Source organism: Mesorhizobium sp. ORM8.1, assembly GCF_053005525.2.
In genome coordinates this window covers 5259624-5275815 of record NZ_CM132600.1, presented here as the reverse complement: position 1 = coordinate 5275815, position 16192 = coordinate 5259624, and the positions used below count along the sequence as shown (strand labels likewise).

The window sequence follows — 16192 nt, the reverse complement described above, 5'->3', positions numbered from 1 at the left end:
GCCCCTGCCCGCGCAAGGTCCGCGCAAGACTGGCCGCCTAGTCTTATGCGTACTTGCCCGGGAGATTCCCATGGAACCCGTAAATCTTTTTGATCTCGCCACGCGGCAGTCGCAGTGGCTGGCCGTGCGCCAGTCGGCGATCGCCTCCAACATCGCCAATGCCAACACGCCAGGCTACACGGCCAACGACGTCGAGCCTTTCGAGAAGGTTCTAGACCGCACCGCCGTGACGCTGGCGGCGACAGCGCCCGGCCACCTTGGCGCCGAGGCGGCCAATGCCGGCTTCAACGTAAAGCCGGAGGATCCCACCGGCGCGATCATGCCGTCGAAGAACACCGTGGTTCTCGAGGACCAGCTGATGAAGGCTGGCGAGGTCCGCCGCTCTTTCGAGCTCAACACAGCGATCGTCAAGGCCTTCCATTCGATGATGTCAATGGTGGTGAAGAGCTGACCATGGACGCCCTTGCAGCAGCCCTCAAAGTCGCGGCATCCGGCCTTGGCGCCCAGTCAGAACGCATGCGCGTGGTCTCGGAAAACCTCGCCAACGCTCAGTCGACCGGCAACACGCCGGGCGCCGATCCCTACCGCCGCAAGACGATCACATTCCAGTCCGAGGTCGACCGCGCCAGCGGCGGCTCGCTGGTCGAGGTCAGCTCGATCGCCCACGATCCGTCGGACTTCCCGGTCGAGTTCCAGCCCGGCAACGAGGCCGCCGACGGCAAGGGCTACGTGAAGATGCCGAACGTCAACACGTTGGTCGAAATGTCCGACATGAGCGAGGCGAACCGCTCCTATGAAGCCAACCTGCAGGTGATCAAGCAGGCTCGCGATCTGATTTCCATGACCATCGACCTGATGAGGAACCAGTAATGATCGGCGGTATCGGGGCAATACAATTCAAGACAGCAGTTGATGGCGCCGAATCGGCGTCACCCAATCTGCTGCAGGGCGGGCTCGGCACGCAGGCCAGCGAAAGCGTCGGCAGCAGCTTCGCCGACGTTCTCAGCCAGGCGGCGACCAAGACCGTCAATACGTTGCAAGGGGCCGAGCAGGCGTCGATTCAGGCGCTGAAAGGCGACGCCGACACCCGCCAGGTGGTCGATGCCGTGATGAGCGCCCAGCAGGCGCTGCAGACCACCATCGCCATCCGCGACAAGGTTGTCTCGGCCTATCTCGAAATCAGCCGCATGAGTATCTAGCGTCATGAAAGCACTCGCCATCGCCGCCACCGGCATGAATGCCCAGCAGACCAACCTGGAAGTCATCGCCAACAACATCGCCAACATCAACACCACCGGTTACAAGCGGGCACGGGCCGAATTTTCCGACCTGCTCTACCAGGTCGACCGTACGCAAGGCGTGCCCAACCGCGCCAACAGCTCGATTGTGCCCGAAGGCGTCTCGATCGGCCTCGGCGTCAAGACGACCGCGGTGCGCAACGTCCACACGCAAGGCGAGCTCGCCAGCACCGGCAACAGCTTCGACATGGCGCTGACCGGCAGGGGCTGGTTCCAGATCGAGGGCGCCGACGGCGGCACGCTCTATACCCGAGCCGGCGCTTTCAACACCAATGCCACCGGACAGTTGGTCACGGTAGACGGCGCCAATGTCATTCCGGCCATCACCGTGCCAACCAACGCCGTCGAGGTCATCGTCAACAAGACCGGCCAGGTCTTTGCCCGCATCGACGGTCAGACCAACCTGCAGCAGCTTGGCCAACTCCAGATCGCCAACTTCGCCAATGAGGCGGGGCTGGCGCCGCTTGGCGACAACCTCTTCCAGGAAACACCGGCTTCCGGCCCGGCCAATGTCGGCGTGCCCGGAGACCCGGGTTTCGCAACCATCCAGCAGGGCTATCTGGAGTCCTCCAATGTCGATCCGGTCAAGGAAATCACCGAACTGATCTCGGCGCAGCGCGCCTATGAAATGAACTCCAAGGTCATCCAGGCCGCCGACGACATGGCCTCGGTGGTCTCCAAGAACATGAGCTAACGGATGATGGCGATGCCGATCTCCCGCTCCGCATTCCGCCGCGCCGCACTGGCCATCGCGCTGGTGGCCGGCGGCACGCCGGCATTGGCGCAGGAGACGGGCCAATCGGCGGCCGATATCGCCGCCAGCCAGGCCGTCGGCGAGGCGGTACTGATCCCCAACCGGGTCATCTATCCCGGCGAGACCATCGAGAGCGCCTCGCTCAAGCAGGTGACGCTCATTCCCGGCAAGCACAAGCCGGACGGCATGGCGACCAGCCTTGAAGAACTCCAGGGCAAGGTCGCCAAGCGCACGCTGGTGCCTGGCCGCTATATCCCGATCGCCGCCATCCGCGACGCCTGGCTGGTCGAACAGGGCGCGTCCGTGCAGGTCTATTTCACCGCCGGCGCGCTGACCATTTCGGCCGCCTGTATCACGCTGCAGCCGGGTGCCGCCGGCGATCTCATCAAGATCCGCAACGTCGACAGCGGCAAGATCATTTCCGGCACGGTGATGGCCGACGGCACTATCCAGGTCGGCGCATCGTGATGCGTGCCTTTGCCCTTTTGCTAGCGATTGTAGTCGCCGGCGTTCAACCGGCATCGGCCGATGGGTTGACGCCCAAGGCTAAGCGCGATCTCGCCGCCAAGAACGGCGGCGTCTATGACGATCCGCAATACGACCCAGCCACCACCACGCGCATGTTCCGCGTGTCGACCGGACCAAGCACGCTGCCGCCCGGCCAGGTCGCCGCGCGCATCAAGGACATCGCCCAGTTGCAGGCATCGCGCGACAACCAGCTTGTCGGCTACGGCCTGGTCATCGGCCTTGCCGGAACCGGCGACAGCCTGCGCAATTCGCCGTTCACCGAACAATCGATCCGCGCCATGTTGGAAAATCTCGGCATCGCCACCGAAGGCGGCAGCGCACGCGCCAAGAATGTCGCCGCCGTCATTGTCACCGCCAACATGCCGCCCTTCGTCCAGTCGGGCAGCCGTATCGACATCGACGTCTCCTCGATGGGCGACGCCACCTCGCTTGCCGGCGGCACGCTGGTGATGACGCCGTTGAAAGCGGCCGATGGCGAAATCTATGCCGTCGGCCAAGGCTCGGTGATCGTCGGCGGTTTCGTTGCCAAGGGCCAGGCCGAGCAGTTGACACAAGGCGTGCCGACCGCCGGCCGCGTGCCGAACGGCGCCATTGTCGAGCGTTCCGTGCCGGCCGAGTTCGACGACCAGAACGTGCTGACGCTGCAGCTGCGCAATCCCGATTTCTCGACCGCCATCCGCATCGCCGACGCCATCAACGACTACACCTCGCAGCGCTTCGGGGCGCGCGTGGCCGCCGAGCGCGATGCCCGCACCGTTCAGATTAGGCGGCCGAAGAATATCTCCGCTGCGCGTTTCTACGCCGAGATCGAGAACCTCGTGGTCGAGTCGGATGCCCCTGCCCGCGTCGTCATCGACGAGCGCACCGGCACCATCGTCATCGGCAGCAATGTCAGGATTTCGCGCGTGGCGATCAGCCATGGCACGCTCACCGTGCGCATCACCGAGGCGCCGCGGGTCGTCCAGCCTGAGCCCTTCTCCAAGGGCGAGACCGCGGTGGAGCCATCCACCGCCATCGAGGCGACCCGGCCCAACGCGCGCGTCGCCGTGCTCGACGGCCCCGACCTCGAAACCCTTGTCTCCGGCCTCAACCGCCTCGGCGTGAAGCCCGACGGCATCATAGCCATCCTGCAAGGCATCAAGTCGGCCGGCGCCCTGCAGGCCGACCTGGTCCTCCAATAGGCACGCCGATGATTGAGCTCTTCTCCTCAAGACCGCATCATCACCTCAGCCTCTGCGCCGCCGGGGCGATCGTTGCTTTGCTGAGCGGCACCGCCGGCCACGCGGACGAGGTCCGCCAGGTGCTGCCCGGCGGCCAGGCGCCGCTTGAGCAGGCGCAGCTGACGCGCGAAAGCCAACCGGCCCAACCGGCCGCGCTCGCAGGCGGGAAGGCGCCGGACGAAAGCGAGATCCAGCGCTTCTGCTCCAACATCGCCGACGCCGCGCGCGACAGGCGCTACGCGCTGCAGGCTGAGGAATTGAAACAACTGCAGGCCGGCATCGACGAGCGCATGAAAGCGTTGGATGCAAAACGGGCCGAATACGAGGAATGGCTTAAGCGCCGCGAAGTGTTCCTGGCGCGCGCCGAGGACGGCGTCGTCAAGATCTATGCCCGCATGAAGCCCGATGCCGCGGCCGAGCGGCTGGCGATGGTCAATGCCGAGCTCGCGGCGGCCATCCTGATGAAGCTCGATTCGCGCAAGGCCAGTGTCATCCTCAATGAAATGGACCAGAAGGCGGCGGCGACGCTCACCGGCATCATGGCCAGCGCGGCGCGAAGGGTTGATCCGTCATGAAGTTGAAATTGCCGACCCTTATCGCGCTTGCGGCCCTGACCGGCTGCGGCACCAACTTCAAGGAGATCGGCAGGGAACCATCCTTGTCGCCGGTCGGATCCGGGCTCGGCAATGGCGGCTCTGGCCCCTACAGCTATCCCGAGCCGCCGTCAGCGCGACCGAAGAAGTTTTCGCTGTGGGACGATCGTCAGAGCAGGCTGTTCACCGATCCGCGCGCGTTGAGCGCCGGCGACATCCTGACCGTTAACATCAAGCTCAACGACAAGGCCAATTTCAAGAACCAGAACGATCGCAGCCGCACCGCCGCGCGCAAGCTCGGTTACGACATTTCGCTCGGCTGGGAAAAGGCGACCACCAGCGGCAAGGGGGATGCCGGCCTGAGCTCCAGCACCGAGACCAATGCCGACGGCGAGATCAAGCGCTCGGAGGATATCGAGCTCAATGTCGCGGCCGTCGTTACCGACGTGCTGCCCAACGGCAATCTGATGATCAGGGGCTCGCAGGAAGTGCGCGTCAATTACGAGCTTCGCGTGCTCACCATCGCCGGCATGGTGCGTCCATCCGACATCGGCGCCGAGAACACCATCCCCTACGAACGCATCGCCGAGGCGCGCATCTCTTACGGCGGGCGAGGTCGTGTGAGCGAGGTCCAGCAGCCTGCCTATGGCCAGCAGGTCCTCGACCAGGTTCTTCCTTTCTAGGATAGAGATACGCCGCCGTGGCCAATGTCGAGCAGGCACGACCCAAGAAGGGACCGTCACTGGTCATCCAGCTCGCCATGCTTTTGGCGGTGACGGGCGCGGCCATCGGCATGGGCTGGGTTTCCGGCGGCTATCTCAAGCAAGGCGACGCGCCGGCGCCGGTGCCCGCCGCCCCTGAAAACTCAGGCACCGCCGAAAAGCCCGCCCAAGACGGCAAGCCGGTGCCCGGGCCGACCGTGGTCCAGATGGCGCCGATCACCACCAATCTCGCTTCACCGTCGGATATCTGGATCAGGCTGGAGGCGTCGCTGCTCTATGATGCCCCGCAACCGCCGGAAATGACGGAACAGATCCAGCAGGATCTGCTGGCCTTCGTGCGCACGCTCAAGATGCATCAGATCGAAGGCGCCAGCGGCTACCAACATCTCAAGGCCGATCTCGAAGAGCGCGCGGCGTTGCGCAGCGGCGGTCATGTCAAACAGGTTCTCGTCAGGACGATGCTGCTCGAATGAGAAAATTCCTCGTCGCCACCACGCTCATCATCGCCACCACCTCGGTCGCCGCGGCCCAGCAGCTCGACCTCGGCGGCATCGGCAAGGCTGACGGCACCACCGTCGGCTATCTCATCCAAATGTTCGGCCTGCTCACCGTGCTCTCGGTGGCGCCGGGCCTTTTGATCATGGTGACGAGCTTCACCCGCTTCGTCATCGCGTTCTCGATCCTGCGCGCCGGCATCGGCCTGCAATCGACACCCGCCAATTTGATCCTGATTTCGTTGTCGCTGTTCATGACCTTCTATGTCATGGCGCCGACCTTCGACCAGGCCTGGAACACCGGCGTCAAGCCGCTGATGGACAACCAGATCACCCAGGCCCAGGCGTTCGAGAAGATCTCCGACCCGTTCCGCGCCTTCATGCTGCACAATGTGCGCGACAAGGATTTCGATCTCTTCGCCGACCTCGCCCGCGAACGCGGCCAGGTCGTTGCAAAAGAAACCGTCGACCTGCGCATTCTGGTCCCGGCCTTCATGATCTCGGAAATCCGGCGCGGCTTCGAGATCGGCTTTCTCATCGTGTTGCCTTTCTTGGTCATCGACCTCATCGTCGCCACCGTCACCATGGCCATGGGCATGATGATGCTGCCGCCGACGGTGGTGTCGCTGCCGTTCAAGATCCTGTTCTTCGTGCTGATCGACGGCTGGAACCTGTTGGTCGGCAGCCTGGTGCGGTCCTTCACCTGACGGCGCCGAAATAGCCGCCGGACGTCGCTATTATTCCGCTCAGATTTTACACAATATATTTTCGATTAACCGTCCGATTTAGCCCTTTGGTAGGGACTTGCCGCCATAGTCGCTCGCAGATGGCGGGTGACCCAACGCAACGGTCATTGGCATGATGCCGCTCCGTCATACCGGACATGCCGGTATGTCAAAAAAATCCGTGTAAAAACAAGGTACGAGTAGCCATGTCCAGTATCATGACGAACAGCGCAGCGCTGACTGCACTGCAGAGCCTTAACAATACCCAGAACCAGCTCCAGACCACCCAGACCCGCATCTCGACGGGCTATCGCGTCTCCCAGGCTTCCGACAACGCCGCCTACTGGTCAATCGCTACCACGATGCGTTCCGACAACCAGGCCATGTCCACCGTCTCGGACGCTCTCGGCCTCGGCGCCTCGAAGGTCGACACCGCCTATACCGGCATGGACAGCGCGATCTCCACCATCAACCAGATCCAGCAGAAGCTGACTGGCTCCTATGGCCAGACCGACGCCGCCAAGGAAAAGACCCAGGTCGAAATCGCCGCGCTTCAGGCGCAGTTGAAGGGTTACGCCGATGGCGCCACCTTCTCCGGCACCAACATGCTGTCGGTCGACAGCGGCGCGACCGCCACGACTGCGGCCGACGTGAAGATCGTTTCGGCCTTTAACCGTAGCTCCGCCGGCGCGGTTTCGATCTCCACGATCGACGTCAACGTGGACAGCATCAAGTTGTATGAAGCCGGCACCGCTGCAGGCGTATCGAAGGGCATCCTCGACGCCGACCGTCTCGGCGCCGATGGCAGCGTTGTGGCGGCGGCCTCGAACCCGACCCTGGGCGCTGCCGCAGCGGCTACCGACACATATTCGGTCGCCAGCTTGAAGATCTTCTCGGGCACCACCGCTGCCAGCGACAGCCAGATCGCGCAGATGATGAACGTCGTCGATGCCGCGCTCAAGGGCATGACGACCGCCGCCACCAAGCTCGGCGCCGCCAAGAGCTCGATCGACCTGCAGAAGACCTTCACCTCGAGCCTGATGGACTCCATCGATCGCGGCGTCGGCCAGCTCGTCGATGCAGACATGAACAAGGAATCGACCCGCCTCCAGGCGCTGCAGGTTCAGCAGCAGCTCGGCGTCCAGGCGCTGTCGATCGCCAACGGCTCGTCGCAGTCGATCCTGTCGCTCTTCCGCGGCTGATCGCTCTAGACCGACCAAACCAAGCAAACGGGCCGCGCCAAAAGCGCGGCCCGTTTTGCGCTTGTTCTTGCGTTGGCTCAAGGCTCGCGCAACCCTCATTTCTTAACCTCTCGAAAGCCCACTTTTAACAGGCCATTAACCATATCGAGCTAGGTATGGTTAACCAATGACTTACGACAGGTTGTCGATCGGCCCGACCGGCACGATGGCAACCCGATGGGCAGGCCAATCCGGCCTGAGTGGCACGCCGGCTTAGAGAAGGAGCGAGTTTCTTGGCGAGCATCATGACGAACGCTGCGGCGTTGACGGCACTTCAGAGTCTCAACGCCACCAACAAATCGCTCCAGCAGACGCAGGCCCGGATCTCGACCGGCTATCGCGTCTCCGAGGCTTCCGACAACGCTGCCTACTGGTCGATCGCCACCACCATGCGCTCCGACAATCAGGCGCTCTCGACCGTGCAGGATGCGCTCGGCCTCGGCGCCTCGAAAGTCGACACCGCCTATACCGGCATGAACAACGTTTTGACGACGATCGGCAACCTCAAGACCAAGCTGCTGTCGACCATCGGCCAGACGGACGCCAGCAAGGCAAAGACGCAGACCGAGATCACCTCGCTTCAGGCGCAGATGAAGTCGTTTGCCGATGCGGCCACTTTCTCCGGCTCGAACTATCTGTCGGTGACATCCAAGCAGGTCGCCGCCGCCAATGACGGCGTCCAACCTGACTCCCAGATCGTGTCCTCGTTCAATCGCTCTTCGTCGGGCGCGATCTCGCTCGGCACGATCGATATCAATGTCGAGAGCACCAAGCTTTTCGACAGCGGGCTTCCCACCGCGGTCAAGAACCAGGGCATTATCGATCGTGCAACCTCGGTCTACGCCACGGCCGCGGCCCAGGACCTTTACGATACCGCCTATGCCGCCTCGATCGCCAGCGGCAGCACCGACATCGCGGCCAACACCGCCGGCCAGACCGCCGCCGGCACGACGGTTGCCAGGATCGACAACGTCTCGGCCTTCAATCTCGACATCACGGCGCCTGGCGTGACCGACGACATCATCACGCAGATGGTCAACAAGATCGACAAGGTGATGAGCCAGCTCACCGACTCCGCCACCATCCTTGGCGCCGCCAAGAGCTCAATCGACCTGCAAAAGACGTTCACGCAGAGCCTGATGGACTCCATTGACCGTGGCGTCGGCCAACTCGTCGATGCCGACATGAACAAGGAATCGACCCGCCTCCAGGCGCTGCAGGTCCAGCAGCAGCTCGGCATCCAGTCGTTGTCGATCGCCAACAGCTCCTCGCAGTCGATCTTGTCGCTGTTCAAGGGCGGTTAAGCCGCCACCTTCCTCGACAAACGAAAAGGCCGCGCTTCAGACGCGGCCTTTTTCATTAAAGGTCGCAGGTTTACCGGTTCGGTACTTACCGGTTCCTTCGGCGGCACGACCTATCATCCTCGCACAAGCTTCGCAGTCTAGTCTCCCGGCGGACAGTCATGCTGGGGCCAGTTGAATCGTGCCGGAACAGATCCAAAGCATCATCGCGAATTTGAAGGGCTTCGGCGTCAGGCGCCTGGCGCTCATGGGCGGCATCGCGGCCCTGGTCATGGCCGTCATCGGCATCACCTCGATCTATCTCAACCGCCCGGCCTATGAGACGCTCTATGTCGGCCTCGATCGCTCCGACGTCAACCAGATCGGCCTGGTGCTGGGTGATGCCGGCATCGGCTTCGATGTCGGTTCGGACGGAACCTCGGTGCTGGTGCCCGCCGGCACCACCGCCCAGGCGCGCATGCTGCTTGCCGAAAAAGGTCTGCCGACCAGCGCCAATGCCGGCTACGAGTTGTTCGACAATGTCGGCTCGCTCGGCCTGACCTCCTTCATGCAGCAGATCACCCGCGTGCGCGCCTTGGAGGGCGAGATCGCGCGCACCATCCAGTCGATATCCGGCGTCAAGGCGGCACGCGTCCATATCGTCATGTCCGAGCGCGCCAATTTCCGCCGCGACGAGCAGCAGCCTTCCGCATCGGTGGTCATCCGCTATGCCGGCAACGACGCCGAAAAAAGCGCCATGTCGATCCGCCACCTGGTTGCGGCGGCGGTTCCGGGCCTCTCGGCCGACAAGGTCACGGTGCTCGATTCCAACGGCAATCTGCTGGCGGCCGGCGACGACCCCTCCAACACCAGCGCCGCGCGCACTTTGGGCGTCGAGCAGACCGTCGAAACGCAGATCGGCGACAACATCCGCCGGGCGCTGGCCCCCTATCTCGGCCCCGACAATTTCCGCGCCTCAGTCAAGGCCGACGTCAACACCGACACGCGCCAGACCGAGGAAACCATCTTCGATCCGGAATCGCGTGTCGAACGTTCGGTGCAGTCCGTGCGCACCAACGAAGCCAGCAACCAGAAACAGGCCTCGACCCCGACCAGCGTCGAGCAGAACCTGCCGGAGACACAGACGACCAGCACGGAAGGTCCGCAGTCCACCTCGCAGAACGACCGCAAGGAAGAGATCACCAATTACGAGATCAACTCGAAGAAGATCGCCACCGTCTCCAACGGCTACACGGTCAACAAGATGTCGATCGCCGTCGTCGTCAACCAGGATCGTCTGAAGACCATCCTGGGCAAGGACGCCACACCGGAGCAGATCGCCAAGCGCGTTGCCGACATCCAGAAGATGGTGGCCTCGGCGACCGGCTTCGACGACAAGCGCGGCGACGTCATCGATGTCTCGGCGGTCGAGTTCATCGGCGGCCTCGACGGCGAGCCGGTCGACCAGCCGGGCATCCTCGCCTCGATCGGCACCTATACCGGCACGCTGATCAATGCCGGCGCCTTCATCGTCGTCGTTTTCCTGGTTGCCTTCTTCGGCCTGAAGCCGATGGCTGCCGCGCTGACCGCGCAGGCCAAGCCCGCGGCCATCGCTGGCCCGAGCTTCGACGATGTCCAGCGCTCGCTGCCAATGCCCGACCCGGTCGCCGCAATTACCGCGGAGACGTCGGCCGGCGCGGCGTTGCCTGGCGCCCGCACCAACCCGCTCGACGATCTGCGCCAGAAGATTCGACCGGCGCCGCAGGAACGGCTGGCGCGCATGGTCGACCTCAACGAGGAGCGCACCGCGCAGATCCTGCGCAAATGGGCAGCCGTTCCGGAGGCCGTGGGTTAGGCCATGGTCTCGGCAGCCCTCTTCGATCTCTTGCCTGATTTCGCTTCGCGCGCCTCGCCCGCTGCCCAGGCGCCGGCCGCCGAGCAAATGCCGGCCGCACCGGCGCCACAGGCCGATATCGGCGCGCTGATCGCCGAGGCCGTGGCCGATGCCGAAGCCGCGCTCGCAGCGCGCCTTGCGCTTGCCCATCAGGCGGCGCTGGAAGCCGAACGTCAGGCCAATGACGATGCGGCGAAGGCTTTCCTCGAAAGCTTCGGCGGCGACCTCGGCACCGCGGTGGCGGCGCGTATCGACGCCATGGAAGCACAGGTTGCCGAGTTCACCGCCGCTGCCGTTGCCCGTATCGTTGGCGGCATTGTCAGCGATGATCTGCAGAAGCGCTCGCTCTCGGCTCTTGCCCGCGCCATCAGCGCGGCGGTTGCCGACAGCGAAGCCGTGCGCATCGGCGTTCGAGGGCCACCGTCGCTCTTCGAGCCGCTCAAGGCGGCTCTCGGACCGCGCTCAGTCAATCTCGATTTCGCCGAAGCGCCGGGCCTCGACCTGACCGTGACCATCGACGAAACGGTATTCGAGACGCGTGTCGCCGAATGGTCGGCTTCGCTGTCGGAGGTCTTGTCGTGAGCGCTGTCGATCACGCCGAACCGCGGCACGAAATCATCATCGTCAGGCGCAACCATGGCGATCACGACGACGCCCATCACGGTGGTGTCTGGAAGATCGCCTTCGCCGACTTCATGACCGCGATGATGTGTTTCTTCCTCGTCATGTGGCTGATCAACGCCGCCAACGAGCAGACCAAGGCAGCCGTCGCCAGCTATTTCAATCCGGTCGAGCTCATCGATCGCAACTCGAGCCGCAAGGGCCTGGAAGATCTCGGCGACGGCCCGAGTAAGGTCGGGCTGACCGCCGACAATCCGCGGGATGGCGCGACCAAGGCGGGCGACGACGGCAAGGGCGGCGCGGGGTCCTCCGAGCGCAGGCAGACCAAGGAAGGCAAGCAGGACGCTGATCTTTCCGATGAGCATCTGTTTGCCGATCCTTACGCGGTGCTGGCGGAGATCGCCTCCGATACCGGGGTGATGCAGAATGTCAGCGCCAAGGGCGATGGCGGCGCGCAGACTGCAGGTCCGGCGACCGGCGCCTCCGGTGGCGAGTCCTATCGTGATCCATTCGCGCCCGACTTCTGGTCGCAGCAAGTGGCCGCACCCGGCGCCGAGGCCACGGCCGAACGCGCCAAGATCGATGGCGAGCCGGTCAAGCCGGGCGACAAGGTCGCCACAGCCGCGGTGCCGAAAGTACAGGCGGTTCCGGCTGCTCCCGCGCTGGAAGCAGCACCGCTGGAGCCCCTGGCGGCACCGGACAAGACCGACGCCAAGAACAAGCAGGCGGCAACCGAAGGCAAAGCCGGCAAGCCGCAAGGCGAACAGAGCAAGAGCGAAAAAGCCGAAAGCAAAACGGCCGACGCCGAGACGGCAACGGCCGAGCCCGCGCAAGCCCCTGACAAAACCGACAGGGCGCCGAGCAAAGCCGTTGTCCAGGAAGCCGCGCAGATCAAGCAGGAGCTCGCAAAAGCCTTCCTGCCCGGCGAGAAGCTCGCCGATGGCGTCTCCGTCGAGGCGACCGACAAAGGCGTCGTCATTTCGATCACCGACCAGCTCGACTTCGGCATGTTCGAGATCGGCTCGGCTTTGCCGCGCCGCGAACTGGTGCTGGCGATGGAAAAGATCGGCCGCATCATCAACGAGAAGAAGGGCACCATCACCATCAGCGGCCATACCGACGCACGGCCGTTCCGCAGCGACACTTATGACAACTGGCGGCTTTCAACGGCTCGTGCCCATTCCGCCTATTACATGCTGGTGCGCGGTGGCGTCGACGAGAGCCGCATCACCGAGGTCGCGGGCTTTGCCGACCGGCAACCCAAGATCGCGTCCGATCCGATGGCGGCCGCCAATCGCCGTATCGAAATCCTGATGGCGGCCGGCGGATGAGAGGCAGAGGCGTCATCGGTGGGGCGATAGCACTGCTGTTGCTCGCTGCGGGGCCGCCATCGGCGGCCTTGGCGCAAGACGCGCTGCAGCCCTATCAGCTGGTGCGTTCGCTGCAGCTGATGCAGGACCGCATCGCCGCCGGCGACCATGCCGCTTTGCCGATGCAGGCCAAGTTGCTCGAAATGATCGACGCCCGACTGCGCGATGCCAGTGCCGAGGATTTCAAGGAACCTAAGAATTTCCGCGCTTTGCTCGTCTATGGCATGAGCGGCGGCAATCCCGTGACGGTCGAGATCGGCGGCTTCGCGCGCGACCAGCGACCCGCAAAACCTTGCCATAGCCAAAGGCATCGTCGCCTATTTGAACGGGCAACCCGCCGCGGCAATCGAAATCCTGAAGCCGATCGATCCGATGACCGTGCCGAGCGACCTCGGCGCCTTCCTCGCGCTGGTCAAGGGCTCGCTGCTTGCCGCCGATCAGCCAGCCGCCGCGCTCGTTCTCCTGGATCAGGCGCGCCTGCTCAGCCCGGGCACATTGGTCGACGAGGCAGCGCTTCGCCGATCGGTCGGCATCGCGGCCGCGCAAGGCGACGGCGCCCGCTTCGCGCTGGCCTCGACCCAATATGTCGCGTCCTATCTCTATTCGCCCTATGCCAGCCAGTTCGCCGATGCCTTTGTTTCCGGCATCATTACGCTGCATATGGCGATCAGCCAGGACAAGATCGCCGACATCACCTCGATGATGGACCCCGAGCGTGAGAAGGTGATCTATCTGCGCATCGCCCGCCGCGCTGCGATCGACGGTTTGGCCGAGCTCTCGGCTTTCGCCTCGGCCAAGGCGGAACAGGGCCGCGACGGTAACGGTAACCAGGACGACCCACGCGCACAGCTCTATTCCAGCCTGTCGACGGTGACCTCGGCCACCATAGACGACGTGCGCGCCAAGCTCGGCAAAATCGATCGCGGCAAGCTCTCGCAGAGCGACCGCGACTTGCTTGACGCGGCGCAGGCTGTCGCCGGCGAAGTGGTGGCGCCGGTGAAGCCGGCGGCCAAGCAAAAGACTGCGCCGGTAGCCAAAGCCAAAGGCGACAAGACGAAAACCGAGGTCAATGCGTCCGCCAATGCAGACCTGCCGCCAGTCGAGGGCGCGATGCCCGAGCAGCCGGCGATCGCCACACCAGCCAAACCCGCGGCGGGCGGACAGGCAGCAGTGCCGCCGGCAACAGCGCAGCAATCCGGCCAGGCGCCGGCCACAACTCCAGCATCGGCCGTCGCAACCGCTGCCGCACCCGTGCTGCCTGCGTCGGCGCCGGCGTCGAGCCCGGGCGTCGACGCCCACGACCCCGTCGATGCGGCGATGACCAACACACGCCGTCAACTCGACGAGATCGACCAGCTACTGGGAGCCGCACCGAAATGACCAGCGTCAGCCCGGCCCTGCCGGGGTTGCTTCGACCCAATCCCAGCCCAGGCAGAACGCCGCCGGTGGCAATGATAAGGATCGAGATTTTGGCGAGATGGTGCATGGCAGCGAGAAGCCCGACCGTGCGCATGACAGGCACACGACCGCGCCGGTCCCGCCTGACGCGCATCCGTCCAAGCGTACATCCGCCAATGCTGGCAAACAGGAGGCGGATCAGGGCGCGCAGGGCAGACCCGCCTCACTGAAAGCGACCACCGGCAAGTCGGCAAAGGGCAACGCCCAAGCCGAGCATGGCAAAGCGGCGACTGCTGCGGACACATCTCCACAAGCCGACAATTCGGCGCCGCTGCAGGATCGCCTGCCGTTGCTGATGGCGTTGAGCGACATGAAGCATTTTGCTGCATCGGCCGCTGGCGGCAAGGACACCGCCGCCGGCGAACAGGCCGATGGGGTCAGCCAACCCGGATCGCTCGAACTGCGGCTGCGTCAGGGAAAAGGCGCGGCGATCGACAATTCCACCGAGCTGCCGGCGCGATCCGGCCGCTCAACCGCCGCGCAAGAAGCAGGGCCCGATTTCGGGCAGAAGCCGGTAAAGGCGGCCGCGGATCTCAAACTGCCGGGCCGCTCCGCCGGCGACGGTTTGTCCGCGCAAGGAGATCAGGCGCAAGCCGACAGTGTGCCGCCGCAAGGCTGGCGCCCGGTCTTGGCCAAGGTCTCGCAGCAGCCCCAATCCGCGACGCAGCAGGCTCAGGGCAAACCGCCTGCCTCTGCCAGCCGCACGGAAGTCGTCAGCCAGCAGAGCTTCCCCGCCCCGGCGCAAAACCCGATGAGCCAGACCGCATCGGTCCTGGTTGACGCGATTGCCTCGGACAAGGGCGTCCAGCAGAGCTTCTCAAGCACCCCGGCGGGTTCACAAACGAACAATTCTGTTGCCGTTCCGACACATGTCCTGAAGATCGAGCTCCACCCGGCGGAGCTTGGCGCGGTCACCGCCAGCCTGCGACTCTCGGGTGAGCAACTTTCCATTGAGATGAAGCCGGAAACGCACGAGGCATATCGGCGTCTCACCACCGACAGCGATGCCATCATCAAGTCGATGCGCAGTCTCGGTTTCGACGTCGACAAGGTGACCATCCTGCAACCCTCGATAGCAGCGCATGCAGCCAGCCGTGCTGATTCAAACAGTGCGATGCCGATGTCGACAGGTCGTGACCAGCCCTCGTTCCAGCCGGGAAACTCGGGCGGCAGCAACGCCGGCGGCGGCCGGCAATCGGGAAGGAACGACGGCAATGGCGCACAGGAATTCGGCCGCGCCGCTTCGCCTCTGCGCGAGCGTGCTGGCGACGATATTTATATCTAGCTTCGCCGCCAACTTCGCGAACGCCGCCGCCAATCCTTGCGAGCCGGAAATCCTGCGCGCCGCCGATCGCTACGGCGTGCCCGCCGGAATTCTCTACGCGGTCGGCCTGACCGAAACCGGGAAGAAAGGCAGCCTTCAGCCTAACGCATTGAATATAGAGGGGAAAGCTGTCTTTCCGCGCAGTCGTGGCGAAGCCCTTGCCACATTCGAAAATGCCCGTCGCGAGGGCAAGACATTGATCGATCTCGGCTGCATGCAGATCAACCATCACTATCATGGCGACCATTTCCGCAGTGTCCAGGACATGCTCGACCCGCATCAGAACGTCGACTACGCGGCACGCTTCCTGGCGAGCCTGCATGCCCGTCACATGACCTGGTCGATGGCTGTCGCGCGCTACCACGCCGGCCCCGACAATGACCCGGCGCAGAAGATCTATGTCTGCCGCGTAATTGCCAACATGGTCGCCTCTGGCTTCGGCAAATGGACGCCGAACGCCAGCGCTTTTTGCAATCAATAGTTGTGCACCGTCCGATCGCTGAACGCCACCTTGCCGACGCATCTGCCGGCATCAATGCGGTCTGCACGTTGCTATCGAAATACACCCGCACACCCTTTTATTACGCCTCCCAAAAAAACTCCCAAGAAAATAGCTACAAGAAATGACGGTTTTTCAGGATTCGCCGCGCCGGGTACCCCTTTTCGCACG

Annotated in this window: 18 protein-coding genes and 1 pseudogene; all 19 read left to right on the top strand. The window is 63.9% G+C overall.

Going from position 1 to position 16192, the window contains the following annotated elements; genetic code table 11:
• Positions 1-70 precede the first annotated feature (70 nt).
• The 19 genes and pseudogenes from flgB (at position 71) to ACVDG8_RS26255 (ending at position 16149) form a co-directional block, all read left to right on the top strand.
• Positions 71-451: a flagellar basal body rod protein FlgB gene (gene flgB / locus ACVDG8_RS26345; protein ID WP_447251051.1), complete on the top strand. Its 381-nt coding sequence runs from the start codon at positions 71-73 to the stop codon at positions 449-451.
• A 2-nt stretch (positions 452-453) separates the two neighbouring features.
• Complete coding sequence (gene flgC, locus ACVDG8_RS26340; protein ID WP_447251050.1) at positions 454-870, top strand: flagellar basal body rod protein FlgC; 417 nt, start codon at positions 454-456, stop codon at positions 868-870.
• Positions 870-1199: a flagellar hook-basal body complex protein FliE gene (locus ACVDG8_RS26335; protein WP_447251049.1), complete on the top strand. Its 330-nt coding sequence runs from the start codon at positions 870-872 to the stop codon at positions 1197-1199. Before flgC ends, ACVDG8_RS26335 begins: the two co-directional genes overlap by 1 nt.
• A 4-nt stretch (positions 1200-1203) precedes the next feature.
• The gene (gene flgG / locus ACVDG8_RS26330; protein WP_447251048.1) at positions 1204-1992 is read left to right on the top strand and encodes a flagellar basal-body rod protein FlgG; all 789 of its coding nucleotides are present in this window, start codon (positions 1204-1206) and stop codon (positions 1990-1992) included.
• 6 nt (positions 1993-1998) lie between these two features.
• Entirely contained in the window at positions 1999-2520 is a 522-nt protein-coding gene (gene flgA / locus ACVDG8_RS26325; RefSeq protein WP_447257093.1) for a flagellar basal body P-ring formation chaperone FlgA, read from the top strand.
• Positions 2517-3761 (top strand): flagellar basal body P-ring protein FlgI, encoded by a 1245-nt coding sequence (locus ACVDG8_RS26320; RefSeq protein ID WP_455707274.1) that lies wholly within the window; start codon positions 2517-2519, stop codon positions 3759-3761. Before flgA ends, ACVDG8_RS26320 begins: the two co-directional genes overlap by 4 nt.
• Positions 3762-3769: 8 nt before the next feature.
• The gene (locus ACVDG8_RS26315) at positions 3770-4375 is read left to right on the top strand and encodes a MotE family protein (protein WP_447251047.1); all 606 of its coding nucleotides are present in this window, start codon (positions 3770-3772) and stop codon (positions 4373-4375) included.
• The gene (flgH, locus tag ACVDG8_RS26310; protein ID WP_447251046.1) at positions 4372-5076 is read left to right on the top strand and encodes a flagellar basal body L-ring protein FlgH; all 705 of its coding nucleotides are present in this window, start codon (positions 4372-4374) and stop codon (positions 5074-5076) included. The genes ACVDG8_RS26315 and flgH overlap by 4 nt, the downstream gene beginning before the upstream one ends.
• Before the next feature lie 17 nt (positions 5077-5093).
• Positions 5094-5588, top strand: coding sequence for a flagellar basal body-associated FliL family protein (locus tag ACVDG8_RS26305; protein ID WP_447251045.1), 495 nt, complete (start codon positions 5094-5096; stop codon positions 5586-5588).
• The gene (fliP, locus tag ACVDG8_RS26300) at positions 5585-6316 is read left to right on the top strand and encodes a flagellar type III secretion system pore protein FliP (RefSeq protein ID WP_447251044.1); all 732 of its coding nucleotides are present in this window, start codon (positions 5585-5587) and stop codon (positions 6314-6316) included. Before ACVDG8_RS26305 ends, fliP begins: the two co-directional genes overlap by 4 nt.
• Positions 6317-6540: 224 nt before the next feature.
• Entirely contained in the window at positions 6541-7536 is a 996-nt protein-coding gene (locus ACVDG8_RS26295) for a flagellin N-terminal helical domain-containing protein (RefSeq protein WP_447251043.1), read from the top strand.
• Between the two features lie 272 nt (positions 7537-7808).
• A complete protein-coding gene (locus tag ACVDG8_RS26290; protein ID WP_447251042.1) occupies positions 7809-8879 on the top strand; it encodes a flagellin N-terminal helical domain-containing protein in 1071 nt (356 codons plus the stop codon).
• A gap of 178 nt (positions 8880-9057) precedes the next feature.
• Positions 9058-10710, top strand: coding sequence for a flagellar basal-body MS-ring/collar protein FliF (fliF, locus tag ACVDG8_RS26285; protein WP_447251041.1), 1653 nt, complete (start codon positions 9058-9060; stop codon positions 10708-10710).
• Between the two features lie 3 nt (positions 10711-10713).
• The gene (locus ACVDG8_RS26280) at positions 10714-11331 is read left to right on the top strand and encodes a hypothetical protein (RefSeq protein ID WP_447251040.1); all 618 of its coding nucleotides are present in this window, start codon (positions 10714-10716) and stop codon (positions 11329-11331) included.
• Positions 11328-12701 carry a MotB family protein gene (locus ACVDG8_RS26275; RefSeq protein ID WP_447251039.1) on the top strand — a complete coding sequence of 458 codons (1374 nt, stop codon included), beginning with the start codon at positions 11328-11330 and terminating at the stop codon, positions 12699-12701. The genes ACVDG8_RS26280 and ACVDG8_RS26275 overlap by 4 nt, the downstream gene beginning before the upstream one ends.
• Positions 12698-14120: pseudogene (locus ACVDG8_RS26270) on the top strand (chemotaxis protein MotC). The gene ACVDG8_RS26275 and the pseudogene ACVDG8_RS26270 overlap by 4 nt, the downstream one beginning before the upstream one ends.
• A 373-nt stretch (positions 14121-14493) precedes the next feature.
• The gene (locus tag ACVDG8_RS26265; RefSeq protein ID WP_447257091.1) at positions 14494-15483 is read left to right on the top strand and encodes a flagellar hook-length control protein FliK; all 990 of its coding nucleotides are present in this window, start codon (positions 14494-14496) and stop codon (positions 15481-15483) included.
• The gene (locus ACVDG8_RS26260) at positions 15413-16003 is read left to right on the top strand and encodes a transglycosylase SLT domain-containing protein (protein ID WP_447251037.1); all 591 of its coding nucleotides are present in this window, start codon (positions 15413-15415) and stop codon (positions 16001-16003) included. The genes ACVDG8_RS26265 and ACVDG8_RS26260 overlap by 71 nt, the downstream gene beginning before the upstream one ends.
• Positions 15967-16149 carry a hypothetical protein gene (locus tag ACVDG8_RS26255; protein ID WP_447257433.1) on the top strand — a complete coding sequence of 61 codons (183 nt, stop codon included), beginning with the start codon at positions 15967-15969 and terminating at the stop codon, positions 16147-16149. The genes ACVDG8_RS26260 and ACVDG8_RS26255 overlap by 37 nt, the downstream gene beginning before the upstream one ends.
• Positions 16150-16192 lie beyond the last annotated feature (43 nt).